We start from the raw sequence: 17,166 nt of genomic DNA on the forward strand, positions 1-17,166 counted from the left end.
CGTCGCGGGGCGTCCTGGAACAAGTCCTGGAACCGCGGGCCGCCATGGGCCGACTGCCGTGTGCGAGGGCCAAGTCGGGCCCGTAACCCCGGACGGCGGCGATGAAGGGCCGTCCGGGCAGGGACAGTCGGCACCCGGTGGTACCGCGATCGACACCCACTCAGATGACCGCCTTCGCGTCCTCCGTGCACAGGGCCCAGATCACGAATGTGTCGATGGCGATGGAGATGATCGCCCAGATCGGCTGGTACGGCAGCCACATGAAGTTGATGACCAGGCTGATGGCGGCGATCACCACACCCGTGCCTCGGGCCCAGGTGGCGCCCTTGAGGATGCCCCACCCGACGATTCCGAGCACGATGCCGAGAATGAGATGGATCCATCCCCACGCGGTCACGTCGAATCTGAACGTGTAGTTGCTTATGCGCGCGTAGACCTCATCGGACGCGATCCCGCTGATGCCCTTGATCACTCCGAAGACGCCGTCGACGAGCAGCAGCACGCCGGCGAACATGATCCCGCCGGCCGCCCAAGGGTTGATGTCCCCCTGGTCCGCGGAACGGGTCGGGCCGGGCGTGGACGCTGAGTGTGCCATGGGGACTCCTTGGCCGAAGCGGGACTGCCGGAACAGAACCGACCCTGCGTGGCACTTCGCGGCACGACCACCCGGACGCACCCGTACGGGTGACGTCCCCGGACGCGCGACGGTACGGTGCGGCAGCCACACGTCGCGCGGGAACCCGGTCCCGCAGGACCCCGGTACCCGAAACGGCCGGGACTACGAGGCCGGGAGCCGCAGCACCTTCGCCACCCGGCAGGTGGGCTTGCCCGGGAACGCGCCGTTCGCGGGCGCACCGCCCTCCGGACCCCGGCCGACGGCGGCACCGACTCGTTCGACGAGAGGCTGCTGACCGGCCTGGGGCGGCGGGCAGCCGTACGACATGGCTCCCTCAGGGGGCGGTGCGAAGGTGAGGCGGACACGTGACGACGTACCGGACTTGAGTCTCCCGTGGGGGGAGACGTGAGAGTGGGGGACATGGACGGCGACGCGCTCCACTCGATCGGCGATCTGGCCCGGCGGACCGGGCTGACGGTCAAGACCATCCGGTTCTACGCCGACCGCGGGATCGTGCCGCCGACCGACCGCAGCCCGGCCGGCTACCGCCGCTACGACATCGAGGCCGTCGCACGCCTGGAACTGGTGCGGACGCTGCGCGAACTGGGACTGGACCTCCCCACGATCCGCAAGGTCGTGGACCGGGAGCTCTCGATCCCCGAGGTGGCTGCTGCTCACGCCGATGCGCTGACGGCGCAGATCCGCACGCTGCGCACGCGGCGCGCGGTGCTCGCCGCGGTGGCCAGGCGCGGGTCCACGCCCGAGGAAATGGATCTCATGCACAGACTGGCCCAGCTCTCCGAGGACCAACGCCGAAACCTGGTGGGCGAGTTCCTCGACGCCGCGTTCGGCGGCCTGGACACCGCCGCCGAGTTCACCGGAATCATGCGCTCAATGACCCCGGAGCTGCCCGACAACGCCGACACCGAACAGGTCGAGTCCTGGATCGAGTTGGCCGAACTGTCCCAGGACTCCGATTTTCGCGCCGTCGTACGCCGTCTGGCCGGGCACCACGCGGCCATGTATGCCCAAGGCGATCCGACCGGCCCGCGCCGCGACCCGGCGGCGACGGTCCGTGACCACGTCGCCCCGGCTCTGGCAGCCGGCATCGCCCCGGCCTCGCTCCGGGCGGACCCGGTCGTCGAGACGGTCATGACCCGGTACGCGCACGATGTCGGGCACCCCGACGACACCGACCTCCGCCATCGGCTGCTGACCCTGCTGGAGACCGCGAACGACCCTCGTCGCCTGCGGTACGCACAACTGCTCGCGGTGATCAACGCCTGGCCTCCCCCGGACGACCCGACACCGGCCCTCACCTGGTTCACCGAGGCGTTGCGCGCTCGGTTGCCGGCGTAGGCGCGCCACGCACGCCACACCTCTGATGCGGTCGCACCAGGCCGAACCTAGACTGACGAATGCTCGAAATGTCCTGAATGAGGGAGATATGCAACATGGCCAAACGAGGAAACAAGCGCCGCGCCCGCAAGAAGAAGAACGCCAACCACGGCAAGCGCCCCAACGCCTGAGCCGAGCGAGCAAGCGAGCGACCGAGCGAGCAAGCAAGCAGCCGAAAGGGCGCGGCCTCCGCGCCCTGCAGGTGTCCAGACCCTGGCAAGTGTCCACGCCCTCCAAGTGTCCACGTCCTGCGGGCATATCGGCGCCCTCCAGGTGTCCGTGCCCTGCGGGTACCCGGTGCACCGCCCATCTCGGACGCCGATCCGACTCGGCGTCCGCTGCCCGGACCGTCGCGGTCGCGACGGCCAGACGTGCCCGGCCGGGTACAGCCTCCAGCCGCTACCATCCGATCCGGATGCGCTGGTGTGCCGCCGGACCACACCGTCCAGCCCGGACCCTGCCCCATCGTCGAGCCCTGCTGTGGCCGGTCTCCCGCCGGATCGCCGCCGCTCATGAACCACGCCCCCTGTTCCGGCTACGGCCGGAGCGGGGGCGGTTTCGTGCATCCGAGGTCAGTCGAGTGGCGTGGACTGGTGTGCCGCCGCGATGGCGTCAATCCGAGCCGCAAGGTCAAAGTCTGCCTCGGTCAACTTGTAGTCAGCGTCATGGGTGGTGACTGCGATGTTCAGGTGGTCGATCCGTAGATCAATGTCCGCGTGATGGCCAATGCGCCGTTCACGGTCGGCGATGTGAACGATCATCGCGACACCCGCGTGATACCGAATGTCGACCCTGCGGTGGATCTCGTCCCCGTCCCGTGTCCACTCCGGCAGTTCAGCCAGCCGCTTCGTGATCTCCTCGTCCGTCAACGGCTTCGGTACGCCTGCCACGTCATCCCCTCTCAGTCACCGGGGCCAGCACCTCCGCAAGGTCCCGGCCAATCGGGGCATCCTGCCACGGGCGCATCACCCGCTCCAGAGTGACCAGTTCACGAGCCATGCGTGCGGACCGCGTCTCGACGGCGATCGTCGCAACTGTGCGGGCAATCTCCACGGCCTGGTCCGGCTCGCGTGCGGCTGCGGCGGCTGTCGCCTGCCGTGCCATGTACACCCCGCGATCGCGGCGGGCAGTCTCCGGAACGATCGCGAGCACCTGCGACCACAGAGCGCCTGCCTCCTCCCCGAGACCGAGTCGTCCGTAGCAGGTGGCCCGCTGCACTTCGAGGTATCCGGGTGTCCGGCGACAGGCATTGCCCCAGGGCAGATCGTCGTCGACCCGCGGCAGCAGTCGGTCGGCCTGGTCGATGAGTTGGTCGACCAGGCCGCGGTCACCGGTGAGGCTGGCGCCATGGGCCTGCTGCTGCATGGCCATGATTCGCACCTTCGGGACGAGCTGGTCGGCGTCGTCGAGTGCGGCTTCGCAGAGGTCGACGACTGCATGTCCGTCGCCCAGATCGGTGCGAACCTGGGCCTGGTTGACGAGCGAGTATCCGATGAGGTGTGGGTCGCGGGACCGCGTCGCAATCTCCTGGGTGATGCCGCGCCAGAAGGCTGCGCCGTCCATGTCGCCAGCGTCCTGATACAGCCAGCCGACGAGCGCCGCGTAGGCCGCGCCGACCCGTAGAAGGCCGCGGCGGGTCTCTCCTTTCGCGGACCGCACGAGCTTATCGATCAGCTGATACTGCGCCGACACCGTACCGATCAGGTCGTGGGGGCCGAGGAACATGTCTGCCCGGTAGTGCCCTTCCAACTGCTGCTGGAAGTAGTCGATCAGCGCGGGGTCGACGTGCTGCGGCGCCACGGGCCCGGCAACAAGCGCGGCCGCGGTGACGGAGACGAACGCGCTGCGCTTCACTTCTGCCTCTTCGTGGTGCTCGGGCCGGATCCAGCCCGGCGGGGTAGTGAATCCGAGGTCTTCAGGCCACCGGCCGAGTGCATCGTGAATGACGATCGCGGTCTCCTCGGCCGGCCAGCCGGGCCGCTCGCCCTCCCACCGCCGCCACGTCCTCGCAGATACCGTGAACTGTCTGTCGTCGAGGAGAGCTTGCCCGTGCTCGGTGATGGCTGTCGCGGCGGCCTCGATCGTCCGCCACCCAGCGCGGAGCCGCGCGGCTCGTAGCGCATCGTTGCGACTCATGGGTTCAGTCTGGGGTGTCATAGTCCGCGCTCCCGGCCATGGCCGCTACGTGGCCATGCGCGGCCATGCGACGGCCTATTCGCTGCTCACCGTGCACGCACATCATCAGGGTGTAAGGGCAGGGCGGTACAGCGATCCGGCTGGATGCCCCTCAATCGACGTAGGCCAGGGGCCGATATGGCGATGACGATCAAGGTGTACGAGGTCGACCGGTACGGTAGGACACGCGTCATCCGCCCGGAAGCCGAGGTCACACCGCTCAAGACCGTGGACCAGTCGTCCGCGTACCCGATCTGCGAGTGCGACCAGTGCAAGAAGGACCGCGCATGACCGCCCAGACAAAGAGACCACCCGCGCCGGACGCCGCGTACCGCACCTGACTCGGCCACACCACCACCTGCGCCACCTGCCGCGCCGGCGCCTCGTGCCTGACGGCTGTACGGCTCGGCCGCGCCTGGCGGGAGGCCCGCCGGTGAGAACCGAATCGACGGGCATCATCCCCTGCTACTGCTGGGACATGGACCTCGAAACCAGCGCGCGCTGCACCCTGGAGCCCGGCCACTACGACCGGTTTACCCGTCCGTCGCGGGACCGCCCATGTGTCTCGTGGCCCGCTGAGTCCGTGCCGCACCAGTCATGACCCCAGCTGCGCACGAGACGGCATGAGGTGCGCGACTGGCCGGTGCCCTGGCGGGGCGAGTCACCATCACGCGAAACGATGAGGGTGGCACGTTCCGAGCTGAGCCGTGCGTCGCCCCGCGCGCCGGACGGTCGTTCATACCGCATTGGCACTCACCGAACGGAGACTCATGGCAGGCATTGAGTATGAGGCGAAGGTCCTGGACATCGACCCCGCGAAGACTTCCCGACTCATCATCGACGCCGGTGGCGCCCAGCAGGGCGAGCCCCGGCGCATGCGCCGATACGTGTACGACACCGTCCCGGCTGTCCCCGGGCGGTGGGTCCGGCTGCGCGACACCGGCGCCGGTATCACTCTGTGCGTCAAGCAGATCTCGACGGACGCGGTCGACGGAACCCACGAGACCGAGGTCGCAGTCGACTCCTTCGAGGAGGCAAACGCGCTCCTCGGTCTGATCGGCCTGACGCCGCGCAGCTACCAGGAGAATCGACGCACCTCCTACACGCTCGGCAACGTCCGTCTGGAACTCGACGAGTGGCCCCGTATCCCGCCGTATCTGGAGATCGAAGCGGACAGCGAGGCACAGGTCTGGGACACGGCCGCCGCGCTCGGGATCGACCGCGAGTGTCTGACGTCCATCAACACCACGAAGGTCTACGGGCTGTACGGCATCGATCTGGACTCCATCGTCGACCTGCGTTTCGAGTAGGTCGACACCCGTTACTCCCGGCCGGGGCACACGGCCCCGGCCGGCACGGAGAGGGGGCATCATGCACGATCCGAAAGACGTCCCGGTCGAGGTCAGACCGGACCGCACTTTGCGCGTGAAGATCATCGACGCGTGCGGCCTCGCCTGCTCGTTCTGCCACAACGAGGGAACGCCCGTCACATCTGACAACACCGACCGGTCCGCCGACCGGTTCAGCGGCACCCCGGGCCGTTCCGGTCGCGTCTCCATCTACCTCCACACCAACGGCGCCAACTTCCTGCCGGCCCGCATCCCCGCCGACGCCGATTTCGCCCTCGCCCTCGCCGCGATGCGCGGCAGCCTACCGACGAGCGAAGTGCACTTCACCGGTGGGGAACCGACGCTTCACCCGGACTTGCCTGGCCTGATCAGGATTGCCCGGCGTCTGGGGCTCACGGTTGGACTCACCTCGAATGGGGAGAACGGCGCCGCGGTCCTGCCCGCCGCCGCCGAGGCTGGCCTCGACCGCATCAACCTGTCCGTGTTCGGCACCACGCCCGGCGAACTGGCCTCAGTGCAGGCCCCGCGCCTCGCCTCTCCGAAGCTCGCCGAGCGCAAGCTCGCCGCCCTCGATGCCACAATCGAGGCCGCGACCGCCCATGGGGTCAAGGTGTCCGCGAACATCGTGATCCCCTCGCATGACCACGTTGAACGCGTGCTGCGAATCATCGAGCGGCATGGCCGCTCCGTCGTGGTGCGGATGCTCGTGTCTCTGGAGGACGGCGGTGCCTCGCTCGACGCCGTGCAGGCCGTCGTCGATCACCTTGGCGCAACGCCGGTCCGGCGCATCGTCACGGCCGGAGCGTCGGATCAGCGGGTGCGCTACCGCCTGCCGGACGGGCGGACGCTGTACGCAAAGAGCATCCGCCCCGTGCGCCTGCCGGAGACGTGCGCCGACTGCCGGTTCAACAACCCCAACGACTGCCAAGAGGGGTACTACGGGGTCCGCATGTACCGCGCCACCGACGGGCCGTTCATGGTCGGCGTGTGCATCCAACGTATGGACCTGTGCCTCACGCTCGGCGAGTTCGTCATGAGCCAGCGGTGCCGGGAGGTTGCAGCCTTCCGCGACGACGAAGCCGCACGGCTGGCCCGCCTGTATGCGGTGCGAGCGCCAACGGTGCAGCCCGGAACGTAGCGCCTCCCAAGCTGGCCCCGGCCGTCGACTGGCCTGGGCTACTCCCGTACGAGGTCGGCGAGCGGTACACGGTTCTATCGACCGTACGTACGAGGGTTACCCGTGCGCATGGTCTTGGTCACCTCTGTGGGGATGTGGCATCCATGTGGCATCGATCATGGAAACGGCCCCCCGGTCGACCGTGACCGGGGGGCCTAAGCAGGCTTTCACCTGCGGTTTCCTACTGTGGGCGCGGACGGTTTCGAACCGCCGACATCTGCTTTGTAAGAGCAGCGCTCTACCCCTGAGCTACGCACCCGTGGATGAGGCAACAGCGTACATGGCTCACGGCCCACGGGCACAAACGGTTCCGGGGTGGTAGCGGGCGGGGAGGCAGGGGCCCGGCGGCGGCGCGGGCGGGCCGGGTGGGATTCCGGGGGGATATCCCCACCCCTTTTACGGTAGCCGTCCGGATTCTGGCGGGTGGGCCGGTCTCCGTAGGGTGAAGCCCACACCGTCGGGGACCACCCGTCGTACGACCTGGGGGAAAGATCATCGTGGCACTCCGTACCCGCACTCTCATCGTGTCCAGTGGGGCCGCGCTTCTCGGGCTCGTCCTCACCGGCTGCGGCAGTACGGACTCCGCCGACGCGCCCGCCGAGCACAAGTCGTTCGCGCTCAGCGGGAAGACGCTGACCATCCGCTCCGGGAGCACGTCCCTGGAGCTCGTGCCCGCCGATGTTCACAAGGTCGAGGTGACACGTCGGGTCGACGGCTGGGTGGTCCTCGGGAACGGGCCCGATCCCAAGTGGACGATGCAGGACGACACGCTCACGCTGCGGGTGAAGTGCAAGGCGATCATCAGCGACTGTGCCTCGCAGCACCAGGTGAAGGTGCCGCGCGGGGTGACTGTGATCGTCAAGGGCGACAACGGGAAGGTCGTCGCGTCCGGCTTCGACACGCCCCTCACCCTCCACTCCGGCAACGGGAAGGTGACCGTCCGGGATTCCAGCGGGCCGCTCAAGCTGGAGAGCGACAACGGCGCCGTCGTCGCCGAAGGGATCTCGGCCACGTCCGTGTCGGCGCGGTCCGACAACGGCATGGTACGGCTGGGGTTCACCTCCGTGCCTGATCTCGTGGAGGCCGACAGCGACAACGGAGAGGTCGCCGTCGATCTGCCTGGCGGATCCGTGAGGTACGCGGTGAGCGCCACCGCCCGCAACGGAAGCATCTCGGTGGACGCGCCACGCAGCGATGACAGCCCTCATGTGGTGAAGGCCCACAGCGGCAACGGCCGAGTCACGGTGCGAAGCGTGAACTAACCGGCCCGTGTGTTCGTCCTTACCTGGTGGGAGAATGATCCGGGCAGGGCGAATCGGCACGGGAGAGGGATGTGACGGCGACACACGCGCGGCCGCGGGCGAGAGCGGGTGGGAGTTCCGCCGTCGGGAATACCCCTGCCAGGGATGTCGCTGTCAGGGACGTCGTTGCCAGGACCGTCAGGAACGTCAGAGGTGTCAAAGGCTCCAGAGGTGTCAAAGGCTCCAGAGGTGCCAGGGGGGTCGGGGATGTCCTCCTGCTGATGTTGCTGCCCGTGCCGCTGCTCGCCGCCACGTTGCCCGCCTCGTTCGCCGGGGGCGGTACGCGGCGCTGGTTCGGCGGGCGCGGGGAGAGTCAGCGCGCCGAGGCACAGGCCGCGAAGGACGCCGCCGCCGCCGCTTTCTACGAGCTGGACACGGCTCAGCGCGATCTGCGGATCTCGATCGAGACGATCACCGCGGTGGACAGTTCGCCCGGTGCGCGCAAGGCCGTGGACGACTTCGCCGCTCTCGGACGGCGGATCGACGAGGCCAGTCATACGTACATCACCGCGGTCGATGCGCACGACCTGGACCGGGACGATCTGGAACCGGCGGTCGCGGCTCAGGCCAGGACCGAGCTGACCAGGTCCAAGGACGAGCTGGTACGGGTCAAGGGCGAGCTCGACCGGTTCGCGCAGGGCCTCGGGCCGCTGCTGGGCAACGCGGAGACGCAGCTCGCCCGGCTCGCGCCCGCCGTGGAACGAGCCCGGCAGGCGCTCCTCGGTGCGAGCAACGCTCTCGACGCGGTGCGGGCGTCCGGACTGCGAGCGGACGATCTCGCCGCGCGGCTGGCCGCCCTCGCTCCTGAACTGACCAAGCTCAACCAGGGCGCCGGCCGGCACGGTGTTCCGGAGACCTTGCAGCGCGCCGACCGAGTGCTGCGCGATGCCGAGGCGGTACGTGCGGAGGCCGCCCAGCTGCCCGAGCGGGCCGCCGAGATCGATCACCGGTTGGTGTCGTTGCGGACCCGCGCCCAGGCGTTGACGACCCGGACCGGCTCGGTGGAGCCGGTGCTGAGCGAGCTGCGGCGGCGCTTCTCGGCGGCGTGCTGGCAGGACCTGCAGCCGGTGCCGGAGCAGGCGGCGACCAATGTGCGGCAGGCCGAGGAGAAGCTGAAGGAAGCGGCCAGGGCGCGGGACGAGCAGCGGTGGGCCGACGCGACGTCCCGGCTGAGCACGGTCCGCGCCCTGCTGAACGCCACGGACGAGGCGGTGTCCGCGGCCGGTGACCGGCTGCACCGGCTCAACGACGTGGCCAAGGACCCGCAGCAGGAGATCCAGCGAACCCGCTTCACGATCCGGGACGCCCAGCGCCTGGCCATGGCGGGGCGCAGCACGCCCGATCCGCGCCATGCCCGTCCGCTGGACGACGGTGTGGCCCGGCTGGAGCGCGCCATCGCCGGGCTGGAGGGGCGCCACCCGGACTACTGGCACTTTCTGACCGAGACTGAAGCCGTGCGTCGGACGGCTGCGCGGGTGGTCTCCGAGATCCGTGAGGAGCGCGGGGCGGGCAGCTGATGTGCGGGCGGGACGGCCAGGGGCGTCCCCGATGCGCCGGGCCGGTCCGCGCGGCCCTGCTGATGTGCGGGGGCAAGGTCGTGGGCGGATCCTGGTAATACGCCCGAAGGAGACCGGAGACCGACATGGCCAGCCATGTACTGCACGCCACCGGACGACACACTCCCCGACACCCTCGTAGGGTCACCCAGCTCGACAAGCACCTGCCGATCGATCACCGGCTCAGCAGCGTCTACCGGGTCGGGGCGGGGCTGATGGGGCTGGTGCTGCTGGCCTTCGGGATCCTGGGACTGATCGACGAGATCGGTTTCTTCAGCACCGGCGGGGCCACCGTCGCGGGCCTCAACACCAATGGCGCCCTCAGCGTCCTGTCCATCTGCGTCGGCCTGCTGCTGTTCATCGGGATGGTGATCGGCGGCAACTTCGCCTCGACGCTCAACATGGTTCTGGGCATCGCCTTCATCCTCAGCGGCTTCGTCAACCTCGCGCTGCTCGACACCGCCTACAACTTCCTCGCCTTCCACCTTCAGAACGTGCTCTTCAGCTTCGTGGTCGGCCTGATGCTGATGGTCTTCGGGATGTACGGGCGGGTCAGCGGCGGCCTGCCCCACGACAACCCGTACTGGCGGGCCCGCCACCCCGACGAGGTCGAACGGGAACTGCGGATGGACCGGAAGGCGACGAACGCGTCGATGCCGGTCGTTCGCCGTCGCTGAGCCGCCCGCCCGGCCCGCCCGCCCGACCCGCTCGCCGCGCAGCCCTGCTCCCTGCCCACCTGGGCCGGTGCCGGATAGCCTGGGCACATGCCTCGTTACGAGTACCGCTGCCGCTCCTGCGGAGACACGTTCGAACTCAGCCGCCCGATGGCCCAGTCCTCGGATCCGGCCTCCTGTCCCGCAGGGCACGCCGACACCGTGAAACTGCTGTCCACCGTGGCCGTGGGTGGTTCGTCGGCCAAGTCCGCGCCCGCCGCCCCGTCGGCCGGTGGCGGAGGGGGCGGTGGCGGCGGCTGCTGCGGCGGGGGTTGCTGCGGCTGACAGCCGGGGCGGGCCACGGGAGTCGGATCAGCAGGCCGGACGGTAGCGCCGGAACACGCAGAGCGGCCGGCCACCGGGCTTCGACCCCGTGCGGTACAAGAAGCGCAACACCGTCGAGCGGGCGGTCGACAAGCTACAACAGTTCCGGGCCGTCGCCACCCGGTACGGCAAGCGCGGATACGTCTGCCTGGGCACCGTCACCGCTGCCGCAGTCATCCATCCGTCTCCGATCGTGATCGGAGACGCGGCGGGTCTGTCCGTCTGTCCGGAGGCCGCCAAACCGTCCAATCTCCCCGTTTACGAGCACTTCGGCTTCACCGTGCGCGAGGAGGCGCGACTGCCGGGAGGCGGTCCGGTGCTGTGGGCCATGCGGCGCGAACCCCGCCGCCCGGCCGGCGTCCGAGGACCGTCCGGCGGGCTCTTGACGGAGCCAAAGCCGCATCTCGGCAAGGGCGACCGCGCCGTGGCAGACGTACGCTCTCCTGTCGTACCAGGTCGCCACGGCGCCGTCGCCCCGGCGCGGACACGCCTCAGCGCCTACGGGACAGCGTCAGCCCGTCCGACACGGTGAGCAGCACGCTGTCCATCCGCTGATCGGCGGCCACGTGGTCGTTGAACTCCTTGATCGCCGCCGCTCCGCCGGTCGCCCGGGGGTCGGTCACCCCACCGTGGAAGAGCACGTTGTCCGTGACGACGAGACCGCCCTGCCGCATGCGGGGCACCAGCTCCTCCCAGTACGGGATGTAGTTGCCCTTGTCCGCGTCGAGATAGGCGAGATCGATGTGCGGCTCGGCCGGCATCGCCCGCAGGGTGTCGAGCGCGGGGGCGATGCGCAGCTCGATCCGGTCGGCGACGCCCGCCTTCTCCCATGCCTGCCGACCGTAGGCGGTCCACTCCTCCGAGATGTCGCAGGCGATCAGCCGCCCGTCGGCGGGCAGCGCCTGGGCCATCGACAGGGCGGAGAAGCCGGTGAACGTCCCGACCTCCACGATGTGCCGGGCCCCGGTCAGCCGGACGAGAAAGGCGAGCAGCGGTCCCTGTTCCTCGGCCGACTGCATGCCCGCGTGCTCCGGCAGGCGGGCGTACGTGGTCTCGACGAGCTCGCGCTGCACCGCGTCGAGCGGTGGATTGTGCGCCAGCATGTACGCGTACAGCTCGTCCGTGATCTTGGTTTCGTTGCCCTTGGTCATCACATGCTCCTCATCGGTCCTGCCGGGCCCGCGCTGCCCCGTCCCCACAGGCTGCGGGAAGTGGGCGAGAACGCGGTGACTGTAGTCGCTGGTCACCACCGGTACGCGGGATCGGGCGCGGATCGGGCGCGCGTCGGATCCGGAGCAGCCACGGATCGGGCGCGCGTCCGTGGGAGGTGTCAGAACACCTGTCCCTGGCCCGAAGCCCGCAGGAAGTGCCGCAGGATTTCCTCTCCCGCCGCCACACCGTGCCCGACCGTCACCTCGACGTGCGGGGCGCTCCAGCCGGTGTCGGCGAGTTCACCGTGGGCCGGGCGCCAGGCGCGGTCGGCGGCGAGGAGCAGGTCGGCGTCGAGGAGGCTGTCACCGGCGGCGAGGGTGAGCGCGGCGCCGGTGCGCCGGGCGACCTCGTTCATGGCGGCGCTCTTGGTGAGCGGGCCCGGCACGGCGTAGATCTTGCGGCCCTGGAGGGAAACCGTCCAGCCTCGGGTCTGCGCCCACTCCCCCAGTTCCTCGACCCAGCCCTCGGGCAACAGCGGGCGTTCGACGACCAGATAGGCGAAGAGGTCCTCGGCGACGCGCTCCTTGAGCAGCCAGGCGGGGTCGGCCGCCGCCAGGAGATGGGCGCGGACCTCGGCGAGCGAGGCGCATTCGTCGGCGAGCCTGCGGGAGACCCGCGTGTGCCAGTCGGGGTCGGATTCACCGTCGACGAGAAGGTGTCCGCCGTTGGCACAGATCGCGAACCGCGGTGCGGGGCCGGGGAGATGGATGCGGCCGTACTGCTCGCGGGTGCGGGTGGTCGTCGGGACGAACACCGTGGAGCGGGCGAGCCCGTCGAGCAGTGTCGCGGCCGTCTCGGTCAGATAGGAGAGCGGCTTGCGGTCGTACACCTCTACGCAGAGCAGCCGGGGGGCCTCGGCGTCAGGCATGGGGAGCTGGAGCGCCGCCGCCGAATAGATGAGGGTGCGGTCGAGGTCACTGGCGACCAGTGTCAGGGGGGCTGCCGAAGCGGCGGGGGCGGGTGGCGTGGCCGGGGCGACCGCGGTGGCGGGAGCGATCGGTGCGGCCGGGGCCGCCGGGCTCGCCCGGGTGGCCCGCGGCGTCGACGTCGCCGGGGTCACCGGAGCAGCCGGACTCGCTGGAGTCGACGGAGCACTCGCAGTCGCCGCGGTGGCCGGGGTCGTCACTTGGACTCCACCGCCTTGCCGTCCGCGCCCGTCGCGCCCCTGGTGTACTTCGGGTGGATCAGACCGACGCAGGTGTAAGGGAGTCCGTCGACCTCCTCGACCGGGACGCCCCGCTGTTCGGCCAGCAGACGGATGTGCTCAAGGTCCGCGCCCGCACCGCGCTTGGCGAGGATCTTCCACGGGACGCGGCGCAGCAGTACGCGGGTCGTCTCGCCGACACCCGGCTTGACCAGGTTCACATCATGGATTCCGTACTCCTCGCTGATGCGCTCCACGGCGGCCCAGCCCTCCCAGGTCGGGGCACGGTCGGCCGCGAGCAGCTCCTTCACCTCGGCGTCCACGACGTCGACGACCTCGTCGAAGTGGGTGGCGACGGTGTCCAGGAAGTGGCCGGACACATCACTGTCCGCGAGCTCCCGGTAGAACTTCGCACCGTGGAAGTCGTCGGGGCCGACCAGGTCGGAACGGAGAACGGTCCGCGAGATCAGCCCGGACACGGTGGAGTTGAGGCAGGCGGACGGAATGAGGAAGTCCGCGCGGGTGCCATAGGTACGGACGCAGCCGCCGGGGTCGGCCAGAACCGCGATCTCGGGGTTGAAGCCGTCGAACCCGGCGAGCGCCGCGGTCAGTTCACGGCTGATCGCGCCCTTGCCGGTCCAGCCGTCGACGAAGACGACATCCGCCGGATCGTGGTGGGCGGCCAGCCAGCGCAGGGCGTTGGCGTCGATGCCGCGGCCCCGCACGATCGAGACGGCGTAGTGCGGCAGGTCGAGCCCGTGCCGGTGCCGGGCCCAGCGGCGCATGAGTACGCCGACGGGGGTGCCGGCCCTGGCGAGCGAGACCAGGACGGGGCGGGGGGTTCGCTCGGCGAGGACCGTCTCGGTGACGGTGCCGACGGCGCGGGCGACGCGGGCGGCCGACAGATCCAGCGCCGCCTTGAACAGGTCCTGGTACTGGGCGGACGGCTGGTACTCGACGGGCAGCGACTCGGCGTAGTGCGCGCCACCGCTCTGTATCGCCTCCTCGCGCTCCTCGGTGGGCGCCTCCAGTTCGACGTCCGAGAGGTCCTGGAGCAGCCAGCCGACGTCGTCCGGCGCGTAGGAGGAGAAGGCGGGGCCGCGGAGGGGCTCGGGCAGCATGGGGGGTTCCTGCCGTTCGGAGGCGTACGGGGGGAGGCCCGCCGCGGTGCGTGAGGCGGCGTACGACGGGACGTACGAGGGGACGACGACGAGCAGCACGTGGTCGGTATGTGCGCCGAGCTGCACCAACAGGCCGTCGGGAGCGTGGAGTTCGGGAGTGTCGGCGGTGGAGTCGACGGCCACGACGACGGCGTCGAAACCAGCACCCGCGACGTTGTACGCGTACCGGTCACCGGGTCCGTCGGCCGGGTTGTCATGGGCCGGGAAGACCAGCCGGGTACGTATCGCATAGCCGGGGTCGTCCACCGCGAGGACGGGGGAACGTGTGGTGGTGGAGTACCGCACCTCGGCGTCGGTGTGATCCTCCAGGGCCGTGCCCAGGCGGAGGGGGGCGTACATCAGCTCTTCGAAGCCGAGGACAAGCACGCGTCGGGCGTCGCCCAGTGCTGTGGCGATACGGGCGGCCATGGCCGGAAGGACCCGCTCCAGGGCGGCCCGGTGGGCGGGGGTGAAGCCGTGCCGTCCGCCGTCGGGCACACCGGCGGGCCACTGGAGGTCCACCCGGGTGCACAACCCGCGCCCGGGTTCGACGTCCGCGTCCGCAGCGGCGGAACCCGCTGCTGAAGGAAGGGCGGCATCGGTTGCGACGGCCGCCTCCGGGGCGGCGGAACCCGCTGCCGAGAGAACCACGGCGCCGGTTGCCCGCGACCTTGCGGAGGCCGTCGCTTCGGTGACCGGCTCCCCCGGGCTCACCGGACCGGCCGGTCCCGGCCTCGCGGAGCGTGCCTCCTCCTGTGCGGCGACCAGTGCCTGGCCCTTCTCCAGGACGCCCTCGGGGAGGGTGACGGTGCCGGAGCTCCTCGTCACCAGGTCGACGCGTGCGCCGATCTCCGCGGCGAACTCGGTCAGCCGCCCGTGGTCGGCCGCCGACCGCATGTCCACCAGGGCGACGACGACGTAGCGGCTCCGCGGGTACTGCTCGTGCAGCGCGCGGATGGTGTTGAGCACGGTGTTGCCCGTGGAGAACTCGTCGTCCACCAGCACCAGCGGCGCGCCGGCGCTCAGACCCGCATCCGCGCCCGCGTCCGCACCCACGCCCACACCCGGATCCGTGTCCGCACCCGTGTGCACCTCTGCGCCCGCACCCGCTTCGGCTTCTCCGCCTGTCGGGCCGCAGTCGCCCGCCAGCAGGGCCGGGTTCTCCGGGAGCAGCAGATGGGAGGTGGCGTGCGAGTGCGACTCCTCGAAGCCTCCCGCGCGCTCCACACCCTCGACGGGGCGACGCGTCGAGTGGAGGTACGGCGCCACCCCGAGCCCGTCGGCGACCGCGTGCCCGAGACCGGTGGCCGTCTCCGCGTAACCGAGGACCACCGCCCGGCACGCCGCGGCGTCACCGAGGAGTTCGCGCACCCGTCGGCCGAGCTCGAAGCCGGCGGCGTACACCACGGAGGGCTTCTGCGGCACGTGCTTGCCGAGCACGTTCGACACGAGCAGATGGGCCCGCTTGGGGTTGCGGCGCAGGGCGAGGCCCAGCAGTTCCCTCAGCTCCTTGTCGCCGTCGGGGCTCCCGCCGCCGACGAGCTCGACGCCCAGTCGCTCCGCCACCCAGCTGCCCGACCACACCACGTTCGCTGCCTCTTTCCCTGCTGCGCGCTCGCTCATCGAGACACACCCGTTCCGCGAGACACACCCGTTCCGCGGAGCCCTCTCACCCCATGGAGCCGACTCACCCGGCGGAACCCTCTCCCCCCTTGACACCCGCGCACTCCCCGAGCCGCGCTCATTCCGCGAGGCCCGCGGCCAACAGCTCCACGAAGCCGACGTCCTCCCTCGCCACGCCGAAGACCTCGGCCCGCTGCAGGGTCCGCTCGGCCCAGGCGCGGTGCGGCTTCACCTCGTTCATCTTGTTCGTGTACGCCGAGCGCATGACGCCACCGCCATCACGCTCCGGCCGCAGGATGTCCTGTGCGTCGCTGAACTCCTCATGACTGACGACGGACAGCGCATGCACGGGCGCGACGTGCGACGGATGGATGCAGGTCTTGCCGAGCAGGCCGTTGGCCCGGTCGAGCTCGATCTCGCGCAGCAGTCCGTCGAGGTCGTGCTCGATCAGTGCCGTGCGCAGTTCCTCGGCCCGCCCCTCCAGGAAGGGACTGCGACGCAGCTGGGGTTTGAACATGCGCTCCTGGAGCCGGAAGTACTCCCACACCGGCCCGGTGATCGTGAAGCCCGTACCGTCCGCCCGGCCCAGGACATTGACCACGTCGCCGATGACGGCGGCGACGATCTGTACGTCGTACGCCGTCATGTCGGGCGCCCTGCGGAGCCCGTACGCCGAGCAGAAGTCGGTGACGCCGAGCCGCAGTGCGAGGACCCGCTCGCGGTACTTGTCGACGGTGCGGGCTATTCCGCGGAGCGCTTCGCCACGGGTCTCCAGATGCAGCAGCTCGGGCGATTCGAGAACGGGCATCGCGAACAGGCGCTGCCCGCACACCTTCTCGGCGTCGGCGAGTGCCTCCAGGTACGACACGCCGCACTCTTCGGTGAACTTCGGAAGTACAAAACCAGACAACAATCGGACGGTACGACCGAGCCGGCCCACCAGGTCCATTATCTGGCCCGGCTCCCGGACACGGATGAAGAGCAGCGGCACATCGGCACCGCGCGCGTCGAGGTCGGTGAACTGTCTGACCAGGTTCTCCTCGGCACCGACGACCTCGGAGTCGTCGATCGAATCCTCCAGGCACAGCACCATCGACACGACACCGCGCCCGACCTGCTTGATGACGTCGTCAGCAAGCCTCGGCCTGGTGGCAGGGCTGTACAGGGTCGCTCCCAGAGCGGCCGAAAGCACGCGGGCCGGTGAGTCCGCGCCGAATTCGCACGGCTCCTGGAAGAACAGACCCTCTCTCGCAGCGGGCGCAATATGCCCGAAATGACGCATGTGATTCCCCGAACTGCCTGACTGGCCGGACGACGTATGGCCGGTAATAGTACGTACGGACGGGTGTCAACAGTTCCCCGCAGGCATGAATTCCGGGTAACTCGTCCATTTCCCGACGGGTCGACGTACTGCGGAC

At 69.9% G+C, this 17,166-nt stretch carries 17 protein-coding genes, 1 tRNA gene and 1 pseudogene; 10 read left to right on the forward strand and 9 right to left on the reverse strand.

All coding sequences use genetic code 11. From position 1 onward, the window contains the following. Window positions 1–160: 160 nt before the first annotated feature. Window positions 161–595 (reverse strand): DUF7144 family membrane protein, encoded by a 435-nt coding sequence (locus ACZ68L_RS19835; protein ID WP_469578625.1) that lies wholly within the window; start codon window positions 593–595, stop codon window positions 161–163. Window positions 596–778: 183 nt separating this feature from the next. Further along, window positions 779–943: a hypothetical protein gene (locus ACZ68L_RS19840; RefSeq protein ID WP_469578627.1), complete on the reverse strand. Its 165-nt coding sequence runs from the start codon at window positions 941–943 to the stop codon at window positions 779–781. A gap of 93 nt (window positions 944–1,036) precedes the next feature. On the opposite strand from ACZ68L_RS19840, the gene ACZ68L_RS19845 reads away from it, so the two are divergent. Further along, window positions 1,037–1,975, forward strand: a complete 939-nt coding sequence (locus tag ACZ68L_RS19845; RefSeq protein ID WP_469578628.1) for a MerR family transcriptional regulator — start codon at window positions 1,037–1,039, stop codon at window positions 1,973–1,975. Between the two features lie 95 nt (window positions 1,976–2,070). Further along, window positions 2,071–2,145, forward strand: a complete 75-nt coding sequence (locus ACZ68L_RS19850) for a 50S ribosomal protein bL37 (protein WP_015034725.1) — start codon at window positions 2,071–2,073, stop codon at window positions 2,143–2,145. Window positions 2,146–2,586: 441 nt separating this feature from the next. Here ACZ68L_RS19850 and ACZ68L_RS19855 read toward each other — a convergent pair whose 3' ends face one another. Together ACZ68L_RS19855 and ACZ68L_RS19860 are read right to left on the reverse strand one after the other, a co-directional pair. After that, window positions 2,587–2,904 carry a 4a-hydroxytetrahydrobiopterin dehydratase gene (locus ACZ68L_RS19855; RefSeq protein WP_469578630.1) on the reverse strand — a complete coding sequence of 106 codons (318 nt, stop codon included), beginning with the start codon at window positions 2,902–2,904 and terminating at the stop codon, window positions 2,587–2,589. Window position 2,905: 1 nt separating this feature from the next. After that, on the reverse strand, window positions 2,906–4,150 hold the full coding sequence (locus tag ACZ68L_RS19860; protein ID WP_469578632.1) for a Twin-arginine translocation pathway signal: 1,245 nt from the start codon (window positions 4,148–4,150) through the stop codon (window positions 2,906–2,908). Window positions 4,151–4,327: 177 nt separating this feature from the next. On the opposite strand from ACZ68L_RS19860, the gene ACZ68L_RS19865 reads away from it, so the two are divergent. The 3 genes from ACZ68L_RS19865 to ACZ68L_RS19875 all read left to right on the forward strand — a co-directional run bounded on the left by ACZ68L_RS19865 (window position 4,328) and on the right by ACZ68L_RS19875 (window position 6,676). Continuing rightward, window positions 4,328–4,480, forward strand: coding sequence for a hypothetical protein (locus ACZ68L_RS19865; protein ID WP_469578634.1), 153 nt, complete (start codon window positions 4,328–4,330; stop codon window positions 4,478–4,480). Between the two features lie 479 nt (window positions 4,481–4,959). Beyond that, window positions 4,960–5,499: a class IV adenylate cyclase gene (locus tag ACZ68L_RS19870; protein ID WP_469578636.1), complete on the forward strand. Its 540-nt coding sequence runs from the start codon at window positions 4,960–4,962 to the stop codon at window positions 5,497–5,499. Window positions 5,500–5,560: 61 nt separating this feature from the next. Beyond that, window positions 5,561–6,676 (forward strand): radical SAM protein, encoded by a 1,116-nt coding sequence (locus ACZ68L_RS19875; RefSeq protein ID WP_469578638.1) that lies wholly within the window; start codon window positions 5,561–5,563, stop codon window positions 6,674–6,676. Window positions 6,677–6,902: 226 nt separating this feature from the next. Here ACZ68L_RS19875 and ACZ68L_RS19880 read toward each other — a convergent pair. Beyond that, window positions 6,903–6,974, reverse strand: a tRNA-Val gene (locus tag ACZ68L_RS19880). 238 nt (window positions 6,975–7,212) lie between these two features. On the opposite strand from ACZ68L_RS19880, the gene ACZ68L_RS19885 reads away from it, so the two are divergent. From ACZ68L_RS19885 to ACZ68L_RS19905, 5 genes and pseudogenes are all read left to right on the forward strand, one after another. Continuing rightward, window positions 7,213–7,977, forward strand: a complete 765-nt coding sequence (locus ACZ68L_RS19885; RefSeq protein WP_469578639.1) for a DUF4097 family beta strand repeat-containing protein — start codon at window positions 7,213–7,215, stop codon at window positions 7,975–7,977. Window positions 7,978–8,048: 71 nt separating this feature from the next. Beyond that, window positions 8,049–9,533, forward strand: coding sequence for a hypothetical protein (locus tag ACZ68L_RS19890; protein WP_469578641.1), 1,485 nt, complete (start codon window positions 8,049–8,051; stop codon window positions 9,531–9,533). Window positions 9,534–9,658: 125 nt separating this feature from the next. Further along, window positions 9,659–10,249 (forward strand): DUF4383 domain-containing protein, encoded by a 591-nt coding sequence (locus ACZ68L_RS19895; protein ID WP_469578643.1) that lies wholly within the window; start codon window positions 9,659–9,661, stop codon window positions 10,247–10,249. A gap of 87 nt (window positions 10,250–10,336) precedes the next feature. Beyond that, window positions 10,337–10,570: an FmdB family zinc ribbon protein gene (locus ACZ68L_RS19900; RefSeq protein WP_383963709.1), complete on the forward strand. Its 234-nt coding sequence runs from the start codon at window positions 10,337–10,339 to the stop codon at window positions 10,568–10,570. Between the two features lie 238 nt (window positions 10,571–10,808). Beyond that, window positions 10,809–10,964, forward strand: a pseudogene (locus ACZ68L_RS19905) (GNAT family N-acetyltransferase); the annotation flags it as partial. 136 nt (window positions 10,965–11,100) lie between these two features. On the opposite strand, the gene ACZ68L_RS19910 reads toward ACZ68L_RS19905, so the two are convergent. From ACZ68L_RS19910 to ACZ68L_RS19925, 4 genes are all read right to left on the reverse strand, one after another. Next, on the reverse strand, window positions 11,101–11,760 hold the full coding sequence (locus ACZ68L_RS19910) for an O-methyltransferase (RefSeq protein WP_469578646.1): 660 nt from the start codon (window positions 11,758–11,760) through the stop codon (window positions 11,101–11,103). 179 nt (window positions 11,761–11,939) lie between these two features. Next, window positions 11,940–12,755 (reverse strand): HAD family hydrolase, encoded by an 816-nt coding sequence (locus ACZ68L_RS19915; protein WP_469578713.1) that lies wholly within the window; start codon window positions 12,753–12,755, stop codon window positions 11,940–11,942. 188 nt (window positions 12,756–12,943) lie between these two features. Then, entirely contained in the window at window positions 12,944–15,748 is a 2,805-nt protein-coding gene (locus ACZ68L_RS19920) for a phosphoribosyltransferase (protein WP_469578648.1), read from the reverse strand. Between the two features lie 118 nt (window positions 15,749–15,866). Then, window positions 15,867–17,030, reverse strand: a complete 1,164-nt coding sequence (locus ACZ68L_RS19925) for an HpcH/HpaI aldolase/citrate lyase family protein (protein WP_469578649.1) — start codon at window positions 17,028–17,030, stop codon at window positions 15,867–15,869. Window positions 17,031–17,166 lie beyond the last annotated feature (136 nt).

This window comes from Streptomyces sp. NPDC104309, from assembly GCF_055584025.1.